The organism is Curtobacterium sp. ISL-83 (assembly GCF_018613895.1).
Lineage (GTDB): Bacteria > Actinomycetota > Actinomycetes > Actinomycetales > Microbacteriaceae > Curtobacterium.
Map to the genome: position 1 here is coordinate 22,434 of NZ_JAGGPH010000009.1, position 25,508 is coordinate 47,941.

27 protein-coding genes are annotated in these 25,508 nt (G+C 71.7%); 16 read left to right on the forward strand and 11 right to left on the reverse strand.

The genetic code is table 11. The features are described from left to right. The first annotated feature begins 115 nt into the window (after positions 1 to 115). From J7E22_RS08220 to J7E22_RS08245, 6 genes are all read left to right on the forward strand, one after another. On the forward strand, positions 116 to 1,282 hold the full coding sequence (locus J7E22_RS08220; RefSeq protein ID WP_214980773.1) for an RtcB family protein: 1,167 nt from the start codon (positions 116 to 118) through the stop codon (positions 1,280 to 1,282). 116 nt (positions 1,283 to 1,398) lie between these two features. Next, the gene (locus J7E22_RS08225; protein ID WP_214980774.1) at positions 1,399 to 1,776 is read left to right on the forward strand and encodes a hypothetical protein; all 378 of its coding nucleotides are present in this window, start codon (positions 1,399 to 1,401) and stop codon (positions 1,774 to 1,776) included. Between the two features lie 70 nt (positions 1,777 to 1,846). Next, positions 1,847 to 2,434: a cysteine hydrolase family protein gene (locus tag J7E22_RS08230; RefSeq protein ID WP_214980775.1), complete on the forward strand. Its 588-nt coding sequence runs from the start codon at positions 1,847 to 1,849 to the stop codon at positions 2,432 to 2,434. Further along, entirely contained in the window at positions 2,431 to 3,261 is an 831-nt protein-coding gene (locus tag J7E22_RS08235) for a DUF1206 domain-containing protein (RefSeq protein WP_214980778.1), read from the forward strand. Before J7E22_RS08230 ends, J7E22_RS08235 begins: the two co-directional genes overlap by 4 nt. Positions 3,262 to 3,510: 249 nt before the next feature. Then, the gene (locus J7E22_RS08240) at positions 3,511 to 4,386 is read left to right on the forward strand and encodes an SMP-30/gluconolactonase/LRE family protein (RefSeq protein WP_214980780.1); all 876 of its coding nucleotides are present in this window, start codon (positions 3,511 to 3,513) and stop codon (positions 4,384 to 4,386) included. 106 nt (positions 4,387 to 4,492) lie between these two features. After that, positions 4,493 to 5,575, forward strand: a complete 1,083-nt coding sequence (locus tag J7E22_RS08245; protein WP_214980782.1) for an alpha/beta fold hydrolase — start codon at positions 4,493 to 4,495, stop codon at positions 5,573 to 5,575. 130 nt (positions 5,576 to 5,705) lie between these two features. On the opposite strand, the gene J7E22_RS08250 is transcribed toward J7E22_RS08245, so the two are convergent. The 5 genes from J7E22_RS08250 to J7E22_RS08270 all read right to left on the reverse strand — a co-directional run bounded on the left by J7E22_RS08250 (position 5,706) and on the right by J7E22_RS08270 (position 9,656). Beyond that, on the reverse strand, positions 5,706 to 6,926 hold the full coding sequence (locus J7E22_RS08250; RefSeq protein ID WP_251008876.1) for an NAD(P)/FAD-dependent oxidoreductase: 1,221 nt from the start codon (positions 6,924 to 6,926) through the stop codon (positions 5,706 to 5,708). 2 nt (positions 6,927 to 6,928) lie between these two features. Next, positions 6,929 to 7,729: an SDR family NAD(P)-dependent oxidoreductase gene (locus J7E22_RS08255; RefSeq protein ID WP_214980784.1), complete on the reverse strand. Its 801-nt coding sequence runs from the start codon at positions 7,727 to 7,729 to the stop codon at positions 6,929 to 6,931. Between the two features lie 13 nt (positions 7,730 to 7,742). After that, complete coding sequence (locus J7E22_RS08260) at positions 7,743 to 8,249, reverse strand: Dps family protein (RefSeq protein WP_214980786.1); 507 nt, start codon at positions 8,247 to 8,249, stop codon at positions 7,743 to 7,745. A gap of 153 nt (positions 8,250 to 8,402) precedes the next feature. Next, positions 8,403 to 8,912, reverse strand: coding sequence for a MarR family winged helix-turn-helix transcriptional regulator (locus J7E22_RS08265; RefSeq protein ID WP_214980794.1), 510 nt, complete (start codon positions 8,910 to 8,912; stop codon positions 8,403 to 8,405). Positions 8,913 to 9,098: 186 nt separating this feature from the next. Next, a complete protein-coding gene (locus J7E22_RS08270) occupies positions 9,099 to 9,656 on the reverse strand; it encodes an NADPH-dependent FMN reductase (RefSeq protein WP_214980796.1) in 558 nt (185 codons plus the stop codon). Positions 9,657 to 9,756: 100 nt separating this feature from the next. Here J7E22_RS08270 and J7E22_RS08275 point away from each other — a divergent pair, with 100 nt between their 5' ends. After that, positions 9,757 to 11,394, forward strand: coding sequence for a glycoside hydrolase family 13 protein (locus tag J7E22_RS08275; RefSeq protein ID WP_214980798.1), 1,638 nt, complete (start codon positions 9,757 to 9,759; stop codon positions 11,392 to 11,394). Positions 11,395 to 11,686: 292 nt separating this feature from the next. Here the strand turns inward: J7E22_RS08275 and J7E22_RS08280 are convergent, their stop codons facing one another. Then, positions 11,687 to 11,869, reverse strand: a complete 183-nt coding sequence (locus J7E22_RS08280; protein ID WP_214980800.1) for a hypothetical protein — start codon at positions 11,867 to 11,869, stop codon at positions 11,687 to 11,689. Between the two features lie 141 nt (positions 11,870 to 12,010). On the opposite strand from J7E22_RS08280, the gene J7E22_RS08285 reads away from it, so the two are divergent. From J7E22_RS08285 to J7E22_RS08310, 6 genes are all read left to right on the forward strand, one after another. After that, entirely contained in the window at positions 12,011 to 13,606 is a 1,596-nt protein-coding gene (locus J7E22_RS08285; protein WP_214980802.1) for a DUF11 domain-containing protein, read from the forward strand. A gap of 115 nt (positions 13,607 to 13,721) precedes the next feature. Next, positions 13,722 to 14,363 carry a hypothetical protein gene (locus tag J7E22_RS08290; RefSeq protein WP_214980804.1) on the forward strand — a complete coding sequence of 214 codons (642 nt, stop codon included), beginning with the start codon at positions 13,722 to 13,724 and terminating at the stop codon, positions 14,361 to 14,363. Then, entirely contained in the window at positions 14,360 to 14,623 is a 264-nt protein-coding gene (locus tag J7E22_RS08295; RefSeq protein WP_214980806.1) for a hypothetical protein, read from the forward strand. The genes J7E22_RS08290 and J7E22_RS08295 overlap by 4 nt, the downstream gene beginning before the upstream one ends. Then, positions 14,595 to 16,088: a DHA2 family efflux MFS transporter permease subunit gene (locus J7E22_RS08300; protein WP_308159184.1), complete on the forward strand. Its 1,494-nt coding sequence runs from the start codon at positions 14,595 to 14,597 to the stop codon at positions 16,086 to 16,088. Before J7E22_RS08295 ends, J7E22_RS08300 begins: the two co-directional genes overlap by 29 nt. A gap of 115 nt (positions 16,089 to 16,203) precedes the next feature. Continuing rightward, the gene (locus J7E22_RS08305; RefSeq protein WP_308159185.1) at positions 16,204 to 16,746 is read left to right on the forward strand and encodes a sigma-70 family RNA polymerase sigma factor; all 543 of its coding nucleotides are present in this window, start codon (positions 16,204 to 16,206) and stop codon (positions 16,744 to 16,746) included. Beyond that, on the forward strand, positions 16,736 to 17,560 hold the full coding sequence (locus tag J7E22_RS08310; RefSeq protein ID WP_214980808.1) for a hypothetical protein: 825 nt from the start codon (positions 16,736 to 16,738) through the stop codon (positions 17,558 to 17,560). The genes J7E22_RS08305 and J7E22_RS08310 overlap by 11 nt, the downstream gene beginning before the upstream one ends. Before the next feature lie 54 nt (positions 17,561 to 17,614). Here the strand turns inward: J7E22_RS08310 and J7E22_RS08315 are convergent, their stop codons facing one another. Beyond that, entirely contained in the window at positions 17,615 to 18,526 is a 912-nt protein-coding gene (locus J7E22_RS08315; protein WP_214980810.1) for a LysR family transcriptional regulator, read from the reverse strand. A gap of 48 nt (positions 18,527 to 18,574) precedes the next feature. On the opposite strand from J7E22_RS08315, the gene J7E22_RS08320 reads away from it, so the two are divergent. Beyond that, a complete protein-coding gene (locus J7E22_RS08320; protein WP_251008877.1) occupies positions 18,575 to 19,858 on the forward strand; it encodes an MFS transporter in 1,284 nt (427 codons plus the stop codon). Between the two features lie 268 nt (positions 19,859 to 20,126). On the opposite strand, the gene J7E22_RS08325 is transcribed toward J7E22_RS08320, so the two are convergent. After that, positions 20,127 to 21,047, reverse strand: coding sequence for a cation diffusion facilitator family transporter (locus J7E22_RS08325; RefSeq protein ID WP_214980812.1), 921 nt, complete (start codon positions 21,045 to 21,047; stop codon positions 20,127 to 20,129). A 47-nt stretch (positions 21,048 to 21,094) separates the two neighbouring features. Between J7E22_RS08325 and J7E22_RS08330 the strand changes: the two genes are divergently transcribed. Together J7E22_RS08330 and J7E22_RS08335 are read left to right on the forward strand one after the other, a co-directional pair. Beyond that, positions 21,095 to 21,733: a DUF4166 domain-containing protein gene (locus J7E22_RS08330; protein ID WP_214980814.1), complete on the forward strand. Its 639-nt coding sequence runs from the start codon at positions 21,095 to 21,097 to the stop codon at positions 21,731 to 21,733. Continuing rightward, positions 21,733 to 22,707: an epimerase gene (locus tag J7E22_RS08335; protein ID WP_214980816.1), complete on the forward strand. Its 975-nt coding sequence runs from the start codon at positions 21,733 to 21,735 to the stop codon at positions 22,705 to 22,707. The genes J7E22_RS08330 and J7E22_RS08335 overlap by 1 nt, the downstream gene beginning before the upstream one ends. A 263-nt stretch (positions 22,708 to 22,970) precedes the next feature. Here the strand turns inward: J7E22_RS08335 and purB are convergent, their stop codons facing one another. From purB to J7E22_RS08350, 3 genes are all read right to left on the reverse strand, one after another. Beyond that, positions 22,971 to 24,356, reverse strand: coding sequence for an adenylosuccinate lyase (purB, locus tag J7E22_RS08340; protein WP_214980818.1), 1,386 nt, complete (start codon positions 24,354 to 24,356; stop codon positions 22,971 to 22,973). Next, complete coding sequence (locus J7E22_RS08345; protein WP_214980820.1) at positions 24,353 to 24,865, reverse strand: low molecular weight protein-tyrosine-phosphatase; 513 nt, start codon at positions 24,863 to 24,865, stop codon at positions 24,353 to 24,355. Before J7E22_RS08345 ends, purB begins: the two co-directional genes overlap by 4 nt. 205 nt (positions 24,866 to 25,070) lie before the next feature. After that, positions 25,071 to 25,469 carry a phage holin family protein gene (locus J7E22_RS08350; protein ID WP_214980822.1) on the reverse strand — a complete coding sequence of 133 codons (399 nt, stop codon included), beginning with the start codon at positions 25,467 to 25,469 and terminating at the stop codon, positions 25,071 to 25,073. Positions 25,470 to 25,508 lie beyond the last annotated feature (39 nt).

Below are 25,508 nucleotides of genomic sequence, written 5' to 3' on the forward strand. Positions count from 1 at the left end.
CGGGGCGTCCGACCCCCTCGTCTCGTCACGACGCGCCCAGCGCTCGTCGACCGCCGCGGGTCTCGTCCGTCCCGGACCGTCATCACCGACAGTCCCGACGGAAGCGAGACGAACCATGAAGAAGATCAACGACCGATTGCTCAGCTGGGCTTCGATGCTCGAGGACAACACCGAGCAGCAGGCCCGGACGACCGCACGGATGCCCTTCGTGTTCCCGCACCTGGCCCTGATGCCCGACGCGCACCTGGGCCTCGGCGCCACCGTGGGGTCCGTCATCCCGACCCTCGGCGCGATCATGCCCGCAGCCGTCGGCGTGGACATCGGGTGCGGCATGATCGCCGTGCGGACCCAGTTCGCGAAGGGGGACCTGCCCGAGGACCTGCAGGGGCTCCGTGAGCAGATCGAGCGCGCGATCCCGCTGTCGGCCGGCGCGTCGAACCGGAAGATCGTCGCGACGGCAGCTCCTCGGATCGCCGAGCTGGAGACGATGGCCGTAGCTGCCGGCTTCGACCCGTCGGGTGTTCACGGCGGCTGGCGGAACCAGCTCGGCACGCTCGGGTCCGGCAACCACTTCATCGAGGTCTCCCTCGACGAGGAGGACCGGGTCTGGCTGTTCCTGCACTCCGGGTCGCGCGGGGTCGGCAACAAGATCGCACAGCGGCACATCAGGGTCGCCAAGGCCCTGATGCAGCGTTGGTGGATCGAGCTGCCGGACCCCGACCTGGCCTACCTGGTCGAGGGGACCCCGGAATTCGACCGGTACATCGCCGAGCTGCGGTGGGCGCAGCACTTCGCCCTGCTCAACCGCGAGGAGATGATGGACCGCGTCGTCCGGCAGCTCAGCGAGGTCATGGACGCCCCGGTCGACGAGGTCGAGCGCATCAACTGCCACCACAACTTCACACAACGCGAGACGCACTGGGGCAAGAGCGTGTGGGTGTCCCGGAAGGGTGCGATCCAGGCGAAGGCCGGGCAGCCGGGACTGATCCCCGGCTCGATGGGCACGGCGTCCTACGTGGTCGAGGGCCTCGGGAACAAGCCGTCGCTCGAGTCATCGCCCCACGGTGCCGGCCGGCTCTTCTCGCGGTCGGCGGCGCGGCGGACCTTCACGCACGAGCAGCTCCGCGAGGCGATGGTCGGGATCGAGTACCGGGACACCGACGCGTTCCTCGACGAGATCCCCGCGGCGTACAAGCCGATCGACCAGGTGATGGCGGACGCCGCCGACCTGGTCGCGATCCGCCACACGCTGCGGCAGGTCGTCAACGTGAAGGGTGACTGACTGGAGGCGCGGGGCGGGCCCGCCCCGCGCCTCCCGTCCGCGGCGCCGCCGCCCGGCGACGCCCGTCCCGACAGACCACGACCCCGAAACGCACCACGAACCAGGAGAGAGAGCACATGACGAACACATCCGACCGCAGCGTCGTCACGCTGTGGCGCCCCACAGGGCCGGAGGAGTTGGAGCTGGTCCGTGCGTCCGGGTGGCGGGCGTGGCCACCGCGTCTGCCGGACCAGCCGATCTTCTACCCCGTCCTCAACGAGGACTACGCCACCCGGATCGCTCGCGACTGGAACGTCAAGGCGTCGGGGATCGGCCACGTCACGAGGTTCGACGTCCGTCAGGACTTCCTCGCCGAGTTCGAGGTGCAGCAGGTCGGCGGCCGCAGCATCCTCGAGTACTGGATCCCGGCCGAGCGCCTGGGCGACCTGAACGCCGCCATCGTCGGGACGATCGAGCTCGTCCGCACGTTCCGGCCCGGCGACGGCGATCAGTGACCACGCCCGCCTGGCGGGTGCGGCCAGACGGCTCCCCAGGAGCGGCGCTCGCGCGGCACATACTGGTGCCATGACGCGTGCGCTGCTCCTGGTGGACATCCAGCTCGACTACTTCCCGGGCGGGGCGTTCCCCCTCGTCGAACCGGAGGCCGCGGCTCGGGCCGCGCGGCGGGTGGTCGATGCCTTCCGCGCGTCGGGGGAGCACATCGTGCACGTGTTCCACGTCTCGACCGAGGACGACGCCACGTTCTTCCGGCCGGACACCCCCGGCCTCGCCTTCTACCCGCTCGTCGAACCCCTCGCCGGTGAGACCGTGCTCGAGAAGCACGCGCCGAACAGCTTCATCGGCACGGGTCTCGCCGAGCACCTGGCGGACGCCGGCGTGGACGAGGTGGTCCTCGTCGGGATGATGAGCAGCATGTGCATCGACTCCACCGCCCGAGCGGCTGCCGAGGCCGGGTACGACGTGACCGTCGTCGCGGATGCCTGCTCCGCGCCCGACCTGACGTTCGGCGAGACCGTCGTGCCCGGCGCGACGGTGCACGCGGCGTTCATGGCAGCGCTCGGCAGTGCGTTCGCGACGGTGCTGACCGCGGAGCGCGTCCCGGACGGCGAGCCCCGGACAGCGGCCGCGCCGTCGGGCACGCTCGATCTGTGAGTGACAAGGCGGAACAGGCAGCGCGCGAGACCGGACGGCAGGCGAAGCGCGCGGCGGACAGCAAGTGGTTCGAGACGACCGCGCGGGCGGGCTTCGTCGGCAGCGGCATCGTCCACCTGCTCATCGGTTACCTGGCGATCCTGCTCGGCGTCGGGAACGGCTCCGGCGGCGAGACCGACCAGTCCGGTGCCCTGCACCAGATCGCGGACGTGCCGGGCGGGATCGTGCTGCTCTGGCTCGTCGCGGTCGGGACTGCCGCGCTCACCATCCGACTGGTGGTCGAGGCGGTCGTCGGCGGCCGGACCGACAGCGCCAGGGCCTGGCTCGCGCGCGCCAAGAACGCCGGCAAGGCGCTCGTCTACGGCGTGATCGCCTACTCTGCGGCGTCGTTCGCGCTGGGGGCCGGCAAGAGCTCGAGCGGGTCGACGCAGAGCGCGGCGGCGAAGGCGCTCGCGACCCCGGGCGGTGTGTTCGTGCTGCTGCTGGCGGCGGCCATCGCGATCGCGATCGGCGTGGGGCTCGTCGTCATCGGATGCCGTCGGAGCTTCCGGAAGCAGATCGTCCGTCCCCCGGCGTCGGTGGACCGGACGGTAACGGTGCTCGCTGTCGTCGGCTACGTCGGGAAGGGCATCGCCGTCGTGATCGTCGGCGTGCTCATCGCGGTCGCCGCCTTCCGGAGCGACCCGCAGCAGGCGAGCGGACTCGACGGGGCCTTCAAGGCGCTCCACGGGACCCCGGGCGGCGTGTTCATGCTGATCGCGGTCGGCATCGGGTTCCTGGCCTTCGGTGTCTACAGCTTCTTCCGGGCCCGCTACGCCCGCCTCTGATATGTTGGTCCTGCTCGCCTCCTGCTGGGGGATGAGAAGTCGGAGCCGGTGCACCTGAGGCATATCAGGTCCCGGCTCTTGCGCTGTCCGAGCGGTCGGGGCGTCGAGGCCGCGGGCGCGGACACTCTCGTCGCCCCAAGCGTGCAGGGGACAGATCATCGAGCAACGCTGCCACGTGTGACGCGACGACTCCGCGTACTCCGCATGTCGCTGAGGGCGCGCGGAGGGTCGTCCGCCTAGACCGAGGGCATGAGCGACAGCGCCACGACCGGACCCGTGACCGTGTTCTGCGATGCCCGGGCGGTGCTCGCGGAGAGCATCGTGTGGGACCCGGCAACCGCACGACTCCGCTGGACCGACATCGCGCGGGGCATCCTCACCACGGCGACCGCCGACGGCACCGTCGAGACGAGCGCGCCCCTGTCACCGCCGCTCGCGTCGTTCCAGCCCCGCTCCTCCGGGGGCTTCGTCGCCGCCCTCGGCGACACCGTCGTCGTGACCGATGCATCCGGCGTCGTCGAACGGGAGATCGCGCACGTGCAGCACGCCGCCGCGGGGATGCGGTTCAACGAGGGCAAGTGCGACCCCTTCGGCCGCTTCCTCGTCGGCAGCATGGTCCTCGACACCGACGCACCCGACGCGGCGCTGTACGCGATCGAGCCGGACGGGACGGTGCGGGTCCTGCGTGGTGGCTTCGGGGTGACGAACGGCATGGAGTGGTCGGAGGACGGGTCCGTCATGTACGTGACGGACACGAGCACGTCGACGATCTACCGCGGCTCGTACGGTCCGAACGGCGAACTCGGGGAGCTCGAGCCCTTCGTCTCGGGGGCCTCCCACGACGGTCTCGTCCGCGACGACGAGGGGTGCTCCTGGACCGCGATCTACGGCGAGGGCCGCGTCGAACGGTACTCGCCCGACGGGGAGCTGCTGGAGTCGGTGGAGGTGCCGGCACCGGGGGTCACCTCGGTCGCGTTCGGGGGCGCGGACATGTCGACGCTCTTCATCGGGTCCGCCCGCGAGAACCTCACGGAGGAGCAGATCGCCGAGTACCCGCACGCCGGCGGGGTCTTCGCCGTGCCGACTCGCGTCCACGGCTTCCCCGCGAACACCTTCAGCGGCTGAGGGCCGGTTCCGGGCGCGGCTCAGCCGGGGCTCGGACGTCCGCCGGGTAACGTGGGCGGCTGCTCGGCCCGCTGACGGGGTCGTGTCGCGACGCGAGGAGACCCAGGTGCACGACGACGAGAACGCTGCCGCCGCCCCGGACCCGGCCGGAGCGCTCGCCGAGGCGCAGGACGCCGACGTCACGGTGGAGGTCGACCGGATCGCGATCGACGGGACCTACGTCCGGGTCAGCTCGATCGGCGCGCCTGGTGAGCGCGCCTTCGTGCTCGTCGCGGGTCTCGGCATCTCGGCCACGTACTACGAGCGCTTGGCGCCGCACCTCAACGAGAACGGCCCGGTGCACGCCCTCGATCTGCCCGGGTTCGCCGGCGTCCCGCGGTTCTCGGGTCCCGTGTCGATCGAGCGGTACGCGGACGCCGTGGAGCGCGTGATCGACGAACTGGGCCTGCACGACCCGGTGCTGGTCGGGCACTCGATGGGCACGCAGGTCGTGACCGAGGTCGCTGCTCGCCGCCCGGAGCTCTCCGACCTCGTACTGATCAGCCCGGTGATCGACGCGTCGGCGCGGACGATCCGGCAGTCGGCGTTCCGGTTCCTCCGCTCGACCCTGCACGAGCCCGCCGCGGTGCGGTGGCACGGCATCACCGCGTACGCGCTCTGCGGGTGGCACTGGTTCAGCAAGGTGCTGCCGAAGATGATCGCGTTCCCGATCGAGGAACGAGCGGCGTCCGTGCAGGCGAGGACGCTGATCGTGCGCGGAGAACGCGATGCCGTGGTGCCACGGGCCTGGGTCCGGAAGCTCGCACGGGTGTTCCCCTACGCCGTGCTCCGCGAGGTCGTCGACGGCGCGCACTCCGTCATGCACGCGCAGGCGGACGCGGTGGCCCAGCTCGCCGTCGCGCACGTCGCCGGACAGCTGCCGGACCGCGGGGTGTCGTCGCTGCAGCGCGTGCGGGACGACTCGACGGCGTCGGACCTGGCGCGGCTCGCACCGGCGGACGCCTGGCTCATCCTGAAGTCGCGGTTCATCGAGCTGTTCGGGATGGCGCGGAACGACGACGAGGCACTCGAGGACGCGAAGTCGGCGCACGCCCTCGCGATGGCGGACCGCGACGGACTGCCGGTGGACGCTGCGGACCGCAACGCGGTGGTCGACGAGGTCGCTCCGGAGGTCCGCAAGGCCCGTTGACGAGGCCGCGGACAGGCGACCGCCTGGAGGCCCGGTGCCGGTCCGTCGGACCGGCACCGGGCCTCCAGGCGGTTCCGTCGACGGCGGTTCCGTCGACGGCGGTGCCGCCCGCTTGGCAGCGACCGCCCGGTCAGGGGGTGATGCGGCCTCGCAGCATGTCGGGCGTGAGCGCGTGGGCCTCGGCGAGGACCTTCCGGGCCTCGTCGGTCTTGTCCCAGACGTTCCAGAGCAGCACGCCGCGCACCAGCTGGTCGTCGTCCAGGTAGTAGACGACGCCGGTGACGGTCGGTTCCTGCCAGTCCTCGACGGTGTGGAGCGAGGTCGAGAGCTGCCCGACGGCCTCGTAGCCCATGTCGAAGACGTCCGAGTAGTACATCGGCGTGTAGTCGTAGGTCTCGTCCGCGTCGGCGAGGTTGCGCCCGGCCTGGCGGCCCTGGTGCTGCGCGTTGTCGACGTGCTCGACACGGCGGCGGCCGAGGATCCGGTCCGGGTACTCAGCGACGTCGCCCGCGGCGAAGACCGAGTCGTCATCGGTCCGGAGCGTGGACGACACCACGATGCCGTCGGCGACGGTGAGCCCGGCGTCGGACGCGAGCTGCGTCGCCGGTTCGATCCCGAGCCCGACGACGACCGCGTCCGCCTCCACCACGGATCCGTCGTCGAGTGTCAGCGTCACACCGCCCTCGTGCTCGGCCCCCGAGGACACACGTCGGCCGAGCCGGAGCTCCACGTCGTGGTCGACGAACCGCTGCTGGAACGCACGCGCGAGGTCGTCCGGGAAGGTCCGGCCGCCGACGACCTCGTCCGGGTCGACGAGCGTCACCCGGGCACCGTTCAGCACGATGCCCGCGGTGATCTCGGTGCCGATGTAGCCGCCACCGACGACCACGACGTGGGCTCCGGCGTCCGCGAAGGCGCGCAGGTGGCGGTAGTCCGAGGCGCTCCGGTAGTCGAGCACCCGCTCGGAGGACGCGAGCCCCGGCAGGCCGCGCGGCTTGCCGCCGGTCGCGATGAGCAGCCGCTCGTAGCCGTACGACTGACCGTCGGCCGTCGTCACGGTCTTCGCAGCACGGTCGATGGAGGTCACCGCTGTGCCGAGGACGAAGGCCGCCCCGGTCTCCTCGGTGTGCAGGTCGACCTTCTCGTCCCAGTCGAACGCGGGGTCGGTCCAGAGCTTCTTCGACAGCGCCGGTCGGGCGTAGGGGCGGTCGACGTCCTCGCTGATGATGCCGATCGAACCGTCGGGATCGAGTTCCCGGATGCCGCGGGCGGCCGCGTCGGCGACCATCCCGCCGCCGATGATGAGGTAGCGGTGGTCGGTCATCGTGTCTCCTGCTGTCGGTACGGTCATCGTCAGATCGTCGCGACCGACCCGGAGTCCACCCGGAAGTTCGCGCCGTTGACGAAGCTCGCGAGTTCGGAGCAGAGGAACGCGACGACGTTCGCGACCTCTTCCGGCTCCCCGCGTCGGCCGAGCTCCATGTACGGACGCTCTTCGCGCAGGAAGCTCTCGATCGCCTGGTCGAAGGACTGCCCGGTCTGCTTCGCGCGCTTGTCCATCATCGCGTCGGTCATCGGCGTGTGGATGAACGCCGGGCTCACCGTGTTCACGAGCAACCCCTCGGACGCGTACGAGCGCGACAGGCCCTTCGCGAAGGACAGCACCCCGGCCTTCGCCGCGCAGTAGGGCAGCTCGTCGTCGTACGGCTGCGAGGCGTCCTCGGACACCAGGTACACGATCCGACCCCAGCCGCCGTGCCGCAGGTCGCCGATGAACTCACGCGTGATGCGCACGGGGCCCATCAGGTCGACGTCGATCGTCTCGAGCCACCCGGCCTCGTCGACCTCGTGGAACATGCCCTGCGCGCCGGTCACGCCGGAGGACTGCACGAGGATGTCGATCTCGCCGACCGCGTCCCGCACTTGGTCGTGCAGGGACGCCAGGCTCGCGGCGCTCCGGACGTCCGCGGCGAAGGCGTGCAGCTTGCCGAGCGGCGCCTCGAGCTGGTCCGCGCTGTTGTCGAGCCGGGCCTGGTCGATGTCGGTGACGACGACGGTCGCACCTTCGGCGAGGAGGATCCGCGCCGTGTTCCAGCCGATGCCCGAGTCGCCGCCGAAGACGAGGGCGGTCTTGCCCTGGATCCCGAGGTCCACGTGCTGCCCTGGCCTAGGAGTGGTCGGACGCTTCGGCGACCGCGGGGGTGGTCGCGGTGGCGAGGGGCGTCCGCGGGGCGCGGTTCTCGGCGGAGACCATCCAGGCGAGCTGTTCGAGGCGCTCGATGAAGCCGTGGAGCAGGTCGGCGGTCGTCGGGTCCTCCTCGTCGACCTCGTCGTGGACGTCGCGCATGGTGCCGGTCGCCTGGTACAGGCGGAGCGTGATGATGTCGATCGCGTCGTGCGTCAGCACCTCTCCCTCGGGGAAGGGCTCGAGGTGGCTGCCCGCGGCGACCGTGGCGGACCGTCCGTCCGGCACGGCGTAGAGCGCACGCATGCGCTCCGCCATGTCGTCGGCGAACTCACGGGCGGCGTCGACGATCTCGTCGAGCTGCAGGTGCAGGTCGCGGAAGTTGGTGCCGAGGATGTTCCAGTGCGCCTGCTTGCCCTGCAGGTGCAGGTCGATCAGGTCGACGAGGACGGCCTGGAGGTTGGCGGAGAGCTTGTCCGATGCGTGCATGATCGGTTCCTTTCGCGTCGGTGACCAGTCCGGTCTACGCGGTGGGGAGCCGGGCGTTCCCAGTGCACGTTGATCCGACGTGCCCCGCGGCGTCGCCGTGGTCCCGCGCTGCGCCCGTGCCGGGGCCGCGTCGTCAGTCCAGGGGCCGCGTCGTCAGTGCTCGGTGTGGTCGATCTCGTCGACCGCGGCGCGCATCTGCTCGAGGAAGCCCGCGATGACCCGGGCGTCGGCGGCGGACAGCCCCTCGGCGATGTGCATCATGCGTCGGTGCATGATGCCGAGGGTCGCGCGGACCTCGTCGTCGGTCTCGGTCGTCGCGGTGATGACGAGCGCTCGGCGGTCCGTCGGGTGCGGGTCGCGGCGGACGTGGTTGGACCGCACCAGGCGGTCGATGAGGATCGTCGTCGACGCAGACGAGATGTTCAGGTACGCCGCGAGGTCCTTCGGCTTCACCGTTCGGCCGGCACGTTGGGCCTGCAGCAGGAACCGGACCGCCAGCAGGTCGGTCTCGTTCATGCCCATCGCGTCGCGGGTGCGTCGGCGCATCGCGGTCTCGGCAGCGCGGTAGCGGCGCAGTGCGTTCAGCACGGTGACGCCGCGCTGGGCCGCGTCGTCGTCCGGGTACCAGTACCCGGAGGCTTCCGTGATCTCCTGCGTCGGCATGCCGATCAGGCTAGTCCCTCGTGTTGTCAGGGTTCCGAGCGGTTTCCCGCCGATGTGCTCGGTGCGGCGCCGCCCCGGCGAGCGCAGACGGACGGGAGGCGCGGTGCCAGCTGGCACCGCGCCTCCCGTCCGTCTCGTGGAGCGGCGTCTCGTGGAGCGTCGACTCGTGGAGCGTCAGCCGTCGCGCTACGCGGCGACCTGCTCGTCGGAGGCGTCCGCGAGCGCAGCGAGGGCGTCCTGGACGAGCTTCGTGACCTCGGCGTCCTCACGCGGGTGCGTCTCGGCGAAGCGGACGACCGACTGCGGGATCGCGACCTTGACGTCCTGCAGGACCTTCGCGCCGGCGATGCCGGCTGCCTTGCGCGCGTCGTCGTGGGCCCAGACGCCGCCGTACTGGCCGAAGGCCGACCCGATGACCGCGAGCGGCTTGCCGGAGATCGGCGACGCACCGAACGGACGCGACGCCCAGTCCAGCGCGTTCTTCAGGACGGCCGGGATCGTGCCGTTGTACTCGGGCGTGACGAGCAGCAGCGCGTCGGCGGCCTCGATCGCGGCTCGGAAGGCGACCGCAGCGGCCGGCGGGGTGTCCCCGTCGATGTCCTCGTTGTAGAACGGCAGGTCGACGATGCCGTCGTACGTGGTGAGCGTGGTGCCCTCGGGGGCGTGGTGCTCGGCGGCCTCGGCGAGCTTGCGGTTGATGGAGCCGGCGCGGAGGCTGCCGACGAGGACCAGGACGTTCGTCATGGAGTTCCTTCTGGTTGACGGAAAAGGTGTCAGCGACAACCAATTCGATCTGCGCGGTTCCTATTCCCGTGTACATCGCGACCGTGGGTAGGTTGACGACGTGACCACGCTTCGGACCCCGGCCAGCACCCCCCGCACGATCGACCCCGACTGGTGGCGCCAGGCTGTCGTCTACCAGGTCTACCCGCGCAGCTTCGCGGACTCGAACGCCGACGGGCTCGGGGACGTCGCGGGCATCACGAGCCGGATGCCCTACCTGGCGTCGCTCGGGATCGACGCGGTCTGGTTGTCGCCGTTCTACCCGTCGCCGCTCGCCGACGGCGGCTACGACGTCGCCGACTACCGCGACGTCGACCCGCGCCTCGGGTCCCTCGACGACCTGGACGACCTCGTGCACGCGGCGCACGACCACGACATGCGCGTGATCGTCGACATCGTGCCGAACCACACCTCCGACCAGCACGCCTGGTTCCGTGCGGCGCTCGCCGCGGCACCCGGTTCGCCGGAGCGTGCCCGCTACGTGTTCCGCGACGGTGCGGGCGAGGACGGCACGCTGCCACCGAGCGACTGGGTGTCGAACTTCGGCGGCAGCGCCTGGACGCGGGTGCCGGACGGGCAGTGGTACCTGCACCTGTTCGCCCCCGAGCAGCCGGACCTCGACTGGGAGAACCCGGAGGTCCGCGCCGACTTCGAGGACACCCTGCGCTTCTGGTCGGACCGCGGGGTGGACGGCTTCCGGGTCGACGTCGCGCACGGGCTGGCGAAGGACCTGCGCCAGCCGTACCGTCCGTCGAACGAGCAGGCGCTGCCCCTCGACGGTTCGGACCCGCTCTACGACCGCGACGAGGTCCACACGATCTTCGCCACCTGGCGGGACGTCCTGGACGAGTACGACCCGCCCCGGGCCGCGATCGCCGAGGCGTGGACGCCCGCGCCGCGCCGTGTCCTGTACGCCCGCCCGACCGAGCTCGGTCAGGCGTTCAACTTCGACCTGCTCGAGGCGCCGTTCGACCCGTCGGTGTTCCGGACCCTCATCGAGCAGAACCTCGCGATGGCCGAGCAGTCCGGGGCGTCGAGCACGTGGGTGCTCTCGAACCACGACGTCGTCCGGCACGCCTCCCGGTACGGCCTGCCGTCGGGCATCGACCTGGATGCCTGGCTGCTGTCCGAGGGCACGAACCCGCCGCTCGATCGTGCGCAAGGACTCCGCCGTGCGCGCGCCGCCACGCTGCTGCTGCTCGCGCTGCCGGGATCGACCTACGTCTACCAGGGAGAGGAACTCGGCCTGCACGAGGCCGCCGCGATCCCGCTGGACCAGCTGCAGGACCCGAAGTGGATCCGGTCGGGCCACACGGTGAAGGGACGCGACGGGTGCCGTGTGCCGATCCCGTGGACCACCTCCGGACCGTCCTTCGGGTTCGGTGAGTCTGTGCCGCAGATGGCGCAGCCGTCCGACTTCGGAGCCTGCTCCGTGGAGGCGGAGGACGGCGACCCGGCGTCGACGCTCGAGCTGTACCGGGCGGCGCTCGCAGCGCGGCGTGGGTTGCAGCACGGTGAGGAGCTCGCCTGGATCGACGCCGGCGCCGAGGTCGTCGCGTTCCGCCGGCACGACGGCTGGCGGTCGGTCACGAACTTCGGCGTCGACCCGGTGCCGCTGCCGGACGGCCGTGTGCTCGTGGCGTCGGGGCCGGTCGGGGACGGGGTGCTGCCGGGGGAGACCACGGTCTGGTTGGGCTGACGCCAGACCGCCGGGGCGGCGTTGTGGGCTCGGCATCCTCGGTCATCCCTCCACAGCCTGGAGGCCCGTCGTCGCGTTCCACAGATCGCTCCCGTGCCGGCGCGGTGACGTGATGCGGCCGCGACGATCGTGGCATGACAGATACCACCACTCCAACGCATCCACCGCGAGCGGTCCGATCACGATTCCTCCGGCGGTCGACCGCCGTCGGCGCGGTCCTCGTCGCACTCGGCGTGCTCGCCGCGCCCGCGATCGCCCCGTCGACCTCGACCGCGGCCACGCTCGACTTCCCCTACTCGAACGACTTCGCCACCGCGGCCGGCGGCACCCTGAGCGGGACCGCCCGCATCCAGGACGGACGGCTCCGCCTGACCGACGACGTGACGAGGCAGGCGGGGTCGTGGTCCACGAACGACACGTTCCCGTCCACCCTCGGGCTCGAGATCGAGTTCACGTACTCGATGTGGACCGACAAGGCCGATCCGGGCGCGGACGGACTCCTGCTCTACCTGGCCGACGGCGCCGCACAGCCGGTGTCGGCGCGATCGGTGCGGGGCTCGGGTACGCCTGCAAGCCGGAGGCCACGCAGGGTGAAGGGCCGTGCGACCTGCCCGGTGTGCCGTCCGGGTTCGCCGCGGTCGCGTTCGACCAGTACGGCAACTTCTCCCAGCCCATCAACGGCTCGGGCCCTGGTCCGCAGCCCGAGTTCGTCGTCATCCGCGGGTCGGGTGACGGCACGACCGGCTACCGGTACGTCACGGGCGCCCGGGCCCCGGGGTCCGTCGTCACCCAGGGCCGCACCCCACGGAAGGTCCGGGTCACGCTGCTGCCCGGCGACGACGGCCAGCTCGCCCTCACCGTCCGGATGGAAGCCGGGGGAGCGCTCCGCACCGTGCTCGACGCCGTCCCGCTGCACGGCGACGGACAGGCCCCGTTGCCATCCACGCTGCGGCTCGGGTTCGCGGCGGCGACCGGCAGCCACTTCGACGTGCACGAGGTCGACGACCTCCGCGTCTGGAAACCCGCGGACCTCGCCGTGGACCAGCAGCTCCCGCCCGCGGTCGTCGCGGGTGGCCCCCTGGAGTACTCCGTCACCGCTCGGAACAGCGGGATCAACGACTCCGCGCCCAGCCCGCTGACCGTCGACGTCCCCGAGGCCCTGCACGACGTCACCTGGACGTGCGTCGGCGCCGACGGTGCGAGCTGCGCGACCGACGCCGGGACCGGGGACGTCGCGACGGACCTCGGCCTGCCGCGGGGGACGCACGCGACCGTCACGGTGCACGGCACCGTCGACCCGTCGGCCACCGGGGACCTGACGAGCGTGGCGACCATCGAGCCCGAGCCGACCCTGGCGGACACGGACGAGGACGACAACCGATCCGAGGCGACGACGCTCGTGACGACCGCCGCGCAGCTCGAGACCGAGAAGTCGGTGTCGCCGGCGTCGGGGATCAGCCCGGGTGACACCGTCGAGTACCTCGTGACCGCCCGGAACCGCGGACCCGGCACGGCGCAGGACGTCGGAGCGGTCGACGACCTGCCCGCCGCCGTCCACTTCGCGGGGTCCGACGACGGGTGCACGGCCGACGGCCAGCGGGTCACCTGCCGATCGGGAGCCGCGCTCGCACCCGGAGCGTCCGTCGACTTCCACATCCGGGCCGTGCTCGATGCCGGGTACCGGGGGGACGGGTCGGACGTCGTGAACGTGGCGACCGCCACGTCGCCCACCGACCCGGACGGGGGCGATCCCTCGCCGGGGGTGTCCATCGTGGTGACGCCGGGTGACGGTGGGCCGGGCGACGGCGGGCCCGGTGACGGCGGCAACGGCGGCGGTGGCGGTGGAGACGGTGACGGCGGCGGCGGCGGCAACGGGGGCGGTCCTGGTGACGGTGGCGCCGGGAACGGCGGCGGACCCGGCGACGGCGGACCCGACACCGGCGGGCGCGGAGACGGCGGCGCGGCGGACGGTTCCGGTGGTCCGACGAGTGGCGGAGCCGCGGACCGTGACGGCTCGGCCGGCGGAGCCCCCGCCGCAGGCCACCGCGGCGGGGCACTCGCGTACACGGGCGCGGGCGGACTCGGCACCGCCGGGGCGCTCGGTGAGGTCCTCCTCGCTGCGGGCGGGACCTGCTGGTGGGTGGCACGCGCCCGAGGGCGGAGCGCAGTCGACCCCGAGCACGCCCCCGGTCGGCCCACCGCTGGCGAGTGACGTCCACCGACCGCGGGTTCGAGCATCCTCAGCGCGGGTGCCCGGGCCCGCGGTCGGGCGCCCACGTGGCCGGCGGTAGGATCGAGGAACGATCCGATCGCCCGAAAGAGGTCCCGTGTCCGACACCGTGGACGACGCCACCCAGCGCGCGCGGTACTGGCCGGTCCCCATCCTCCGGGCTGTCCCCGCCGCGGTCATCGCGCTCGTCATCACCTTCTCCAGCAACCACGCCGCCGGCTACGGGCTGCTGTTGTTCGGCGTCTTCGCGGTGGTCGAGGGGATCGTGCTGCTCCTGGCCGGCGGCCGGCTCCCGGGCGACGTGCGGTCGCGACGCACCACGACGCTGCAGGCGGTGATCGTCCTGCTCGCGGGTGTCGCCGGGATCGCGTTGAACGGGCACGGACTCCCCGCCTTCATCGCGGTGGTCGTCGCCTTCGCCGTCCTGTCGGGCGCCCTCGAGCTGACGCAGGGCCTCCGCGCTCGTGGTCGTTCACCGTTCGCCCGCGACTGGGTGACCGTCGGGGGGCTCACGCTGCTGCTCGCGGTCGCGTTCCTCGTCACGCCGCCCGACTACTCCAAGCAGCTCGGCGGCGTCGAGCGCGTCTCCGGGGTCCTCGACGCGTCGATCGTCCTCGTCGGCCTGCTCGGCGCCTACCTCGCCATCACCGCGGTCTTCCACGTGATCGCCGGCCTCTCGCACAAGTGGGGCACGGCCGCTCCGGCCGCCACCGCCCCGGACGGAGCTCCACACGCATGACCACCCCCAGTCGTCGCGACCGCCTGCGGCCGGTCGAACTCCTCGGGATCTCCGCGATCGTCGCGGTGTTCACCGGGCTCGTCGTCCTCATGTCAACGCGGGAGTTCCAGCTCGCCGTGATCTTCCTCGGGATCGCGTTCATCGTCGTCGTGGTCGTCCTGGCGATGCTCCAACTGGCATCCACCAGCGACCAGGACGACAACGACATGCTCGGCGGTCACAAGACCCCGGGTGAAGGAGACGGCGACGACTTCCACTGAGCGCAGCGTCCGCACGCTGCCGACCCGCCGACCGTTCCAGGGCGACCCGGACCTGCCGAACCGGTACCGGCACCGCTTCCTGATCCTCGCGATCTGCTGCATGAGCCTGTTCATCGTCTCGATGGACGCGACCGTGGTGAACGTCGCGCTGCCGTCGATCGGACGGGAACTCCACAGCACCATCTCCGGGCTGCAGTGGACGATCGACGCCTACACCCTGGTGCTCGCGAGCCTGCTGCTCCTGTCCGGTTCCACCGCTGACCGCATCGGCCGCCGCACGACGTTCCAGATCGGGTTGGCGCTCTTCACCGTCGGGTCGCTCCTGTGCTCGATCGCGCCGAGCGTCGGCTGGCTCGTCGTGTACCGGATGGTGCAGGCCGTCGGGGGATCGATGATGAACCCGGTCGCGATGTCGATCATCACCGCCACGTTCGACGACGCCAAGGAACGCGCCCGTGCCGTCGGCATCTGGGGGGCGGTCGTCGGTGTCTCGATGGGCCTCGGCCCGCTCGTCGGGGGCGCCCTGACCGACTCGGTGGGCTGGCGCGCGATCTTCTGGATCAACGTGCCGATCGGCCTCGCCGCGATCGTGCTCACGTTCCTGTTCGTCCCGGAGTCGAAGTCGCCCAAGCCGCGGCGCCTGGACCCCGTCGGTCAGGTGCTCGTGATCGTGCTGCTCGCCACGCTGGTGGGTGGACTCATCGAGGGACCCCGACTCGGTTGGACGTCACCGGCGACACTGGGCCTGTTCGTGGTCGCAGCGGCCGCCCTCGTCACCCTGGTGCTCGTCGAGCGTCGTCGGGCAGAGCCCCTCATCGACGTGCGGTTCTTCCGCAGCATCCCGTTCTCGTCCGCGGTCGTCACCGCGATCGCGGCGTTCGGCGCGAACGGCGCGTTCCTGTTCCTCGGTGCGCTCTACCTCCAAGAGGTCCGGGGCATGTCGCCGTTCGAGGCGGGCCTCTGGACGCTCCCCGCGGCCGTCGCGACGATGATCGTGTCGCTGATCTCCGGCCGGCTCGTCGGCTCGATCGGCACGCGCGTCCCCCTCGTGCTGGCGGGCTTCGGGGTCGCTGCAGCGGGCGCGGTCCTGACGACCATCGACGCCCACACCCCGATGTGGGTGCTCGTCATCGCCTTCACGCTGTTCGGCTTCGGGTTCGGGATGGTCAACGCGCCGATCACGAACACCGCCGTCTCGGGGATGCCCCGTGCTCAGTCGGGGTCGGCAGCTGCCGTCGCGTCCACGAGCCGCCAGACCGGGGTCTCGCTCGGCGTCGCCCTCGCCGGAACGGTCACCGGGGCGAGCGCGGTCGCGACGGTCGGTGCCGGGTTCGGTGTGGCCACCCACCCGATGTGGTGGATCGTCGTCGGGATCGGTCTGGGCATCGTGGCGGTCGGGTTCCTGTCCACGTCGAGCGCCGCACGACGCTCCGTCGACGGGATCGCGCACCTGCTGCAGGACTGATCCCGGTCGACTCCACGGCCACGACCGACACGCCCGGGATCACGAATCGGGCACGGTCCTGTCATGATCGCGCGCCCTCCGACACCTCTGGGGTGAAGGGAGGTGGGATGTGGGCGTGGAGACCGACCCCGGCACGGACGACGCAGGCCTGATCCGCCGACTCGCCATGGGCGATCGTGTTGCGTTGGCGTCGGCGTTCGATCGGTTCGCGCCGACGCTGACGCGGTACGCGTGGGCGATCGCGGGGTCGCGGCAGGACGTCGAGGAACTCGTCCAGGACACGATGCTGACCCTGTGGCAGAAAGCCGACGGCCTGCAGCTGCCGACCGGGATGCTGCTGCCGTGGCTGCTGGTCGTGTGCCGCAACCACGCCAAGAACCTCGCCCGCCGCAACACCAAGCACGCCGGCGACGAGCTCCCCGACCAGGTCCCCGCACCCGGCGACCACACCGACGCCGCGGAGCAGTTGCGGTGGGTGCGCGCCGAGATCGCGGCGCTGCCCGACACGGACCGGCGGATCTGCGAACTGTGCCTGCTGCAGGGGTACTCCTACGCGGAGGCCGCGCAGCTGCTCGGGTTGAGCGTCGGCGCGGTCACGCAGCGGGTCTCCCGGTCCCGCCGACGACTCAAGAAGGCGGTGACGCACGATGAACACTGAACCCCCCGAGGGAGACGACCTGCACCGCATGCTCGTCTCGATGAAGCAGAACGTCCTCGAGCGAGCCACCCCACGACCCAAGCGACGCACCCCGCACACCGGCATCGTCATCACGGTCGTCGGGCTCCTCGCGCTCGGCACCGCGACCGGCGCCGTCGCGTTGACGCTCGCGCACCGTGACCAGCCCGTCGCCGCTCCCGCCGTCACGCAGGAGCCGAAGACGCCGCCGTCGGCCACAACGCCGATCTCGGCGCCGATCACCGCGACACCCACCCCGCGTCCGACCCCGACCCCGTCGCCGTCGCCGACGGGAACCCCGACCGCGGCTCCTCGGGCGGACGTCCGGATCCCCGGTGAGTGCTACTTCCTCGTGCCACAACCGGACTACCTCCGGTTCTTCGGAGCGGCCGCGCTGAGCGAACAGATCCTCTCGCCCGGGCTCTCACGCCATCCCGACGGCAACGACCGCATCCAGGGGCTGCGCGGCGAGCACGAATCGCTGTTGTGCACGTGGCAGAACGAGGGCGTCCAGGCCAACCTCGTGCTCCAGGTCGGGCGCACCGCCGACCTCGCGCCCGGCATGGCCCAGGAAACGGACGGCCGCCTCGGCGGCACGTCCCAGGACCCACCTGGCGGCACGTGCCAGGACCGTCTCGGCGGCCGGGTGTGCCAGAGCACCGGCTCGGGCGCCCAGGGCCCCGCGGTCACGGCGACGACCTTCGAGCGCGACGGCGTGACCATCAAGATCTACCAGACCGACTTCCCGACGGACGGGCTCCTGGCTGCGGTCGTCGGGGAGATCTGGGGGGACTGACGGCCTGGAGGCGCGTGGCGGGGACCACCCGCGCCTCCAGTCCGTCGGTGGGACTCAGCCGACGCGAGCCGCGACGATGTCGCGAGCCAGCGCGCGGGTGGCGCGGTTCGGTTCCGGGGACGTTCGCATCGCGAGGCCGATCCGGAGCGGCTCCACCTCGTCCTGCAGCTCGAGCACCGCGCCGTCGTGCCGCACGCCGGAGTCCGGCACAACCCCGACGCCCAACCCGGCGGATGCGAACCGGATCACCGCGGGCATGTCGTTCATCTCCGCGACGATCCGCCGTCGGATGCCGAGACGCTCCAGGACGGCGTCCAGGATGATCCGGTTGCCGAAGCCGTGTGCGGTGTCGATGAACGGTTCGTCCGCGAGTTCGCGGAGCGACACCGACGAGCGTGCGGCGAGCGTGTGGTCGGCCGCGAGGAACACCCGGAACGGCATCACGCGGAGCGGTTCCACGACGATGCCCGCCGGGACCGCCGGCAGGCCAGTGTAGGCGAGGTCGAGCCGACCGCTCGCGAGGTCCTGCACGAGCCCCGTGGTCCCCGATGGCGAGGTCATCAGCTCGACCGCCACCAGCGGGTGTCGCTGCCGGAACCCCCGGAGCACCCCGGTCAGGTCGACGATGTCCATGCTCGTGAAGATCCCGAGCCGGACCCGGCCCCGCAGGTCCGCGTCGTCGGCGGTCGCGAGGTCGCGCATCCGGTCGAGTGACTCCAGGACGGCTCGGGCGTGGGGGAGCAGGTCCTCGCCGGCGGTGGTGAGGACGAGGTGGCGGCCGGTCCGGTCGAACAACCGCACGCCGAACGAGCGCTCGAGACTCGCGATGCCGGCGGACACGGTGGACTGCGCTGCCCAGAGTCGCTCGGCGGCGCGGGTGACGCTGCCCTCCGCCGCGACGGTGACGAATTGTTCCAGCAGCCGGGTCTCCATGCCACCAGTATCGACGCGATCGATGCCCGCCATCAAGAGCATCCGTTGGACTCGATGACGGATCCGAGCCACCATCGGAGCATGTCCACCGTCACCGAATCCCCCGCGGCCGCCGAGTCCGGTCAGGGCCGCGACCGCCGTACCGACCGGGTCCCCGCACCCCGTGGTCGCCGCGCGCACTCCCGCCGTCGGCACAACGCCGGCTTCTGGGCCGTCGCGTTCGCGTTCACCGCGGTGATGGCCTTCGCGACCGTCCCCGCCCCGCTCTACGTCATCTACCAGGCGCGCGACGGGTTCCCGACCTTCACGACGACCGTCATCTTCGCCGCGTACGGCGTGGGCGTCGTCGGGTCGCTGTACCTTGCCGGACACCTGAGCGACGTGCACGGTCGGAAGCCGCTCATCCTCGTGTCCATCGCGCTGGAGCTCGTCGCGGCCGTGCTCTTCCTGCTCTGGAACGACGTCTCCGGGCTGATCGTCGCGCGCCTGGTCACCGGGCTCGGCGTCGGGACCCTCACCGCCACCGCGACCGCGCACCTCGGTGAACTCCGGGTCCGCGCCACGGGTTCGGAGGCGTCGGCCAAGGGTGCCAGCGTCGCGGCCGGCGTCGTGAACCTCGGGGGGCTCTCCCTCGGAGCGCTCGTCGGTGGTGGCCTCGCCGAGTTCGTCGGGCAGCCGCTCATGGTGCCGTACGTCGTCTTCGTGGTGGCGCTGGCGGTGGCCTTCGTGGTCGTGCTCGCCGCGCCCGAGACCGTCGGCCGTCCCGAGACGCCGGTCGCCTACCGACCGCAGCGGATGCAGGCCCCGGAGGGCAAGGGTGCCGCGTTCTGGGCAGCGGGCACCGCGGCGTTCGCTGCCCTCGCCGTGCAGGGGCTCTTCACGTCGGTCGCGCCGAGCTTCCTCGGCACCACGTTCCACGTGACGGACCGACTCGCCGCCGGAGCGACGACGTTCGGTGTCTTCGCCGCGAGCGCGGTCTCGCAGGTCGTCTTCGCCCGCCTGGCTCAGCGGACCCAGATCCGACTCGGCCTGGTGCTGCTCGTCGGAGGCCTGGTGGTCCTGGCCGTCGCGGCGATCGTGCTGCAGGTCGCCGGGTTCATCGGTGGCGGTGTGATCGCCGGCGCGGGGGTCGGGCTGCTGTTCCGGGCGAGCATCGCCAGCGCCGGGGCACTCGTCGGGCCGGAGGAGCGGGGTGGCGTCCTCGCGGCGACGTTCCTGATCGCGTACGCCGGGCTCACCGTGCCGGTCGTCGCGGTCGGCGCAGCGTTGCTCGTGGTGCCGACGCTCCCCGTCCTGCTCGCCTACGTGGTGTTCGTCATCGTCCTGGCCGTCTTCGCCGGGACGCGGTTGGCGGCGCGCGCGTAGTCGCTCCGGGGTGCTGGCGCTGGCGCTGGCGAGCATGCGTGTGCATGCTCCGACAAAGCACGAGTCGTTCGACTCGTGCTTTGTCGGCTGTTGCACACGCATTTGCTGCGTGTGCATGTTCCGACCACGCGCCACGCGATCGACTCGTGTGGCGTCGGAGGATGCGCGGACATGTTGTGCGGGGGCACGCGGGGGCACGCGGGGGCGCGGCGCCACACAGCGTGCGGGGGCACCCCGGGGCACGCCGGGGTGCAGCGCTCGGGTGGCGCTAGGCGTGGACCTCGTGCTCGTGGCGCTGGTGGGACGCGGGCTCGAGCTGGAACGTCGAGTGCTCCACCGGGACGTCGAAGTGCTCCGCGACGCACTGCTGCAGCTCGTCGAGGATCCGCGGAGCGTGCGCCGTCGAGAAGCAGTGGTCGTCCACCACCACGTGCGCGGTCAGGTTCGGCACGCCGGTGGCGACCAGGGTGGCGTGCAGGTCGTGCACCGCGATGACGTGGTCGAGCTCCAGGATGTGACCACGCACCGCGTCGAGGTCGAGTCCCGGGGGCGTCGACTCGAGCAGCACGTTCGCGGTCTCGCGCAGGAGCCGGATCGCCCGCGGCAGGATGAGGAGCCCGATCAGGATCGCCGCGAGCGAGTCCGCCCGCTGCCACCCGGTCAGGTCGAGCACGATCGCAGCGGCGATGACGGCCACCGATCCCAGGGTGTCGTTGAGGACCTCGAGCCGTGCAGCGCGCGACGTGAAGGACTCGCCGGAGGCACGGAACAGCACCGCGTAGGCCACCACGTTGCCGACGAGCCCGATGGCGCCGAACACGAGCAGCGGACCGGCGTGGATCTCGGCCGGGACGAACAGGCGCTGCACGGCGGAGATGATCACGTAGACCCCGACCGCGAGCAGGATCGCCGCCTGCGCCGTCGCGCCGAGGACCTCGGCACGCTGGTAGCCCCAGGTCCGCTGCGCCGTCGGACTGCGGCGTGCGAGCCGCGTCGCGACGAGCCCGATCCCCAGGCCACCGGTGTCCACGACCATGTGTCCGGCGTCGACCAGGAGCGCGAGGGACCCGGTCACGACGGCACCGATCACCTCGGCCAGCAGGATGCCCGCCGAGATGCAGAACGCCACCAGCAGCGCGCGCTCGGACGCGTGCCCGTGCGCGTGTCCACCGCCGTGATCGTGACCCATGGGCAACATCGTAGGGACCCGCACTGACGACGTGCCAGGATCGTCACGTGACCCGGTCGCCGTACGAGCTGAGCACGTCGCCCGAGGGCCTGGCCGGTCTGCACCCGCGGCTCCGCGCCTACTTCGGGCCGATCCCTCCCGGACACGTGGGGCGCGGCGAGGGCGTCTTCGCCGTCGTGGGCACGCCCCGGCGGTGGCTGTGGCCGGTCCTCGCGTGGTTCGCCCGCGATGCCGTGATGTTCCCGGTCTGGGAGCGTGACGTGCCGTTCACGGTCGAGAACCGGCCGAGTCACACCGCCGGGAGGGTCGCGGTCCGGGCCCAGCGCACGTTCCGGTTCCGCACGGGCGACCGCACGATGGTCGACGCGATCACCGCCGAACCCGAGGGGCTCGTGGACCACCTCGGCCACCACGGGCGCGTCAGCGCCCTCCTGCGGATCGAGGTGACCGACGGCGCCCTGCGCCTGGTCTCCACGCGCTTGTGGTTCCGTGCCCTGGGTCGGGGGTGGCGCCTCCCGACTGCCCTGTCCCCGCGGGTGACGCTCGTGGAACGATTCGATGACGAAGCGGACCGGCAGCGCGTGTCACTGGTGCTCACGGCGCCGGTCATCGGCACGCTGTACCGGTACGAGGGAGCGTTCCGGTACGGCATCGTGCCGGAGACCGGTCCGGAGGGGGATCGTTGATGGACGAACAGCAGCGTGTCGTGATCGCGGGAGCGAGCGGCTTCGTCGGGAGGTACCTGCGGGACGCCTTCGCGGACGAGGGGTACCAGGTCGTCACCGTCGGCCGGGCGGGCGACGCGGTGTGGGGCAACACCCTGCGCATCCGCGAGCTCGTCGACGGCGCCGCCATGGTGGTGAACATGGCGGGGAAGAGCGTGGACTGCCGCTACGGGCGACGGAACCGGGCCGAGATCATCCGCTCCCGGGTGGACACCACGCTCGAGCTCGCCGAGGCGATCCGGTCGAGCGAGCACCCGCCGCCGCTGTGGGTGAACGCGTCGACCGCGACGATCTACCGGCACGCCGACGACCGCCCGCAGGACGAGGCGACCGGCGAGCTCGGCGAGGGGTTCTCGGTGTCGGTCGCGAAGGCGTGGGAGGACGCCCTCGACAGCGTCGAGCTGCCGGGGACCCGACGCGTCGCGCTCCGCATGGCGATCGTCTTCGGGGACGGCAGCGCGCTCGTGCCCCTGCTGCGGCTGGCGCAGGCCGGGCTCGGCGGTCCGCAGTACGACGGCCCGTGGTTCCCGACCCGCTCCCGCCTGCGCGCCGGGACCTACCACCACGACCGGCACACGCACGGGCGGCAGAAGTTCAGCTGGGTGCACATCGAGGACGTCCTCGGCTCGATCCGGTTCGTCCGCGACCACCCCGAGCTCGACGGTCCGATCAACGTCTCGAGTCCGAACCCGTCGGACAACCGGACGGTGATGGCCACCCTCCGTGACGCGGTGGGTCGTCGTTTCGGGCTGCCGACGTGGCGCTGGATGCTCGAACTCGGGTCGTTCGTGATCCGCACCGAGACCGAGCTCGTGTTGAAGAGCCGGTGGGTCGTCCCGACGCGCTTGACGGAGGCCGGGTACGAGTTCCGTCACCCGCACCTGCGTGGGGCGCTCGCGGGGATCGTGGCGGAGCGGCGGCAGCGGCGGGGCTGACGGGCCGGTTTGTGGCGCGTCTCCTCGAGACGCCCCGCTGGCCGCGAGACGCGCCGTCCCTGCGAGATGCGCGCGGTGGTGAGACGCGCGCGTCTCCTCGAGACGCCCCTCCAGCCGCGAGACGCCGTCAGAACCCGCGGCGTCTCGAGGATGCGGCGGCGTCACACGCAGACGGCGGCGTCTCGGCCGGGCGGCGCCGGAGCCGGGCGACCTGCGTCCGGGCGACCCGGCGGCCCGGCGGCCGGGCCCCCGCCCCGCCGTCCTCAGACGTCCAGGTGGTCGACCAACTCGTCCGCCAGCCCCGTGTACGTCGCCGGCGTCAGGTTCGTCAGCCGCGCCTTCGCCCCCGACGAGATGTCGAGCCCGTTCACGAAGGCGATCAGGTCCTCCTGACCGATGCGCTTGCCCCGCGTGAGCTCCTTGAGCATCGCGTACGGGTCCTCGATGTCGGACTGCCCGGCGGTGACCTCGGCCCGGATCACCGTCTGGATCGCCTCGGCCAGCACCTCCCAGTTGCGGTCGAGGTCCTCGGCCAGCCGGACCTCGTTCACGGCGATCTCGCTCAGCCCACGCCGGAGGTTGTCGAGCGCGAGCAGCGAGTGCCCGAACGCGACGCCGATGTTCCGCTGCGTGGTGGAGTCGGTGAGGTCCCGCTGCAGACGGGAGGTGACGAGCGTCTCGGACAGCGTGGAGAACAGCGCTGACGAGATCTCGAGGTTCGCCTCGGCGTTCTCGAACCGGATCGGGTTGATCTTGTGCGGCATGGTCGACGACCCGGTGGCACCGGCGACCGGGATCTGCGTGAAGTACCCCATCGAGATGTAGGTCCACACGTCGGTCGCCAGGTTGTGCAGGATCCGGTTGGCGTGCCGGACGCGGTCGTAGAGCTCCGCCTGCCAGTCGTGCGACTCGATCTGGGTGGTCAGCGGGTTCCACGTCAGGCCGAGGCCCTCGACGAACTCGCGCGACAGTGCCGGCCAGTCGGCCTCGGGGTCGGCGGCCAGGTGCGCCGAGAACGTGCCGGTCGCGCCGGAGAACTTGCCGAGGTACTCGCTGCCCTCGATCTGCGCCAGGACGCGCTCGAGCCGGTAGACGACCACGGCGAGCTCCTTGCCGAGCGTCGACGGGGTCGCGGGCTGCCCGTGGGTGTGCGACAGCATCGGCACGGCCCGCAGGTCGAGCGCGAGCTCGCGGAGGCGGGCGACGACGGCGCGGAACGCCGGCAGCCAGACCTGGTCGACGGTGTCCCGCACGGTGAGCGCGTAGGAGAGGTTGTTCACGTCCTCGCTGGTCGCGGCGAAGTGGGTCAGCTCGGCGATCGCGTCGAGTCCCAGCTCGCTCAGCCGACGGCGGACGAAGTACTCGACGGCCTTGACGTCGTGGCGGGTCGTCGCCTCGATCTCGGCGAGTTCGGCGATCTGCTCCTGGCCGAACGTCTCGACGACCCGGCGCAGTGCCGCCTTGTCGTCGACGCTCAGCGGGGAGGTGGTGAACATCGCGTGGTCGGTCAGGAAGACCAGCCACTCGACCTCGACGACGATGCGCGCGCGGTTGAGCCCGGCCTCGGAGAGGTGCTCACCCACCGTGTGCACGATCGGGTAGTAGCGCCCGTCGAGCGGGCTGATCGGCTGCGGGGGAAGGGGGGTCATGGGGCTCCCTGACGGACGGCCGGCTCGAGCTGTCGGAAGAGCGCCCGGCAGGCCCGTTCGACGGTCGAGAGCACTCGGTCGAACTCGTGCCGGTCCGCGTAGTACGGGTCCGGGACGTCGGTCTGCTGGGGCCAGGCGTCGTCGTACCGCAACAGGAGCGTCACCTTGGCGGCGTCGTCCATGGTCGGGGCCCACGAGCGCAGGATGCGTTCGTGGGAGCGGTCGAGTGCGACCACCAGATCGAGGTCCGGGAACCGGTCCGGGTCGAACTGACGGGCGCGATGCCTGCTCCCATCGTATCCGCGTGCTGCGAGGGCTGCGATCGTGCGTTCGTCGGCCGGCTCGCCGACGTGCCAGTCGCCGGTCCCGGCGGACTCGACCTGGAAGCGGTCGGCGAGGCCCGCCTCCGCAGCGATCTGCGCGAAGACGATGCCGGCCATCGGGGACCGGCAGATGTTGCCGCTGCAGACGAACGAGACGCGGAACAGGGCGTCGGCGTCCATGGGCATGTCCTCATCATGTCGCAGCGCGGTCGCGCGCGCGACGGTGGTCGCGGTGGTCTCGTCCCGCCGGGCCGGCCTGGAGGCTCGGAGCGGCGCCCGACGACGCCTCACGGCCAGCAGGTGGTCGCCCTCCAGGGCGCCCCTGCGGCTGCGGCGCGCCGCCGCCCGCGCCTCAGCGGCTCAGGCGCGCTGCCGCCCGCGCCCCAGCGGCTCAGGCGCGCTGCCGCCGCAGGACCGGGCGGGCGAACAGGCCGATCAGCCAGGCGCAGACGGCGAGCACGAAGGCACCGACGATGCCCCAGCCGAAGGAGTCGACCCGCAACCCGAAGCCGAACGCGTCCGAGATCCCGGCGACGATGAGCAGCAAGATCGCGTTGACGATGAACGAGACGAGCCCGAGCGTGAGGATGTAGATCGGGAACGCCACGATCCGGATGACCGTGCCGATCACCGCGTTCACGAGTCCGAACACGAACGCCACCAGCAGGAAGGTGAGGACGGACGCGACGGGCCCGCCATCCCCGAACGGCGTGACGTGCACGCCGCTCACGATGAGCGTGGTGAGCCAGAGCGCGAGGGCGTTGACGACGAGGCGGACGAGGAATCGCATGCCCCCATGATGCCCGTGGCGGGCCGGACCGGTGCCGGT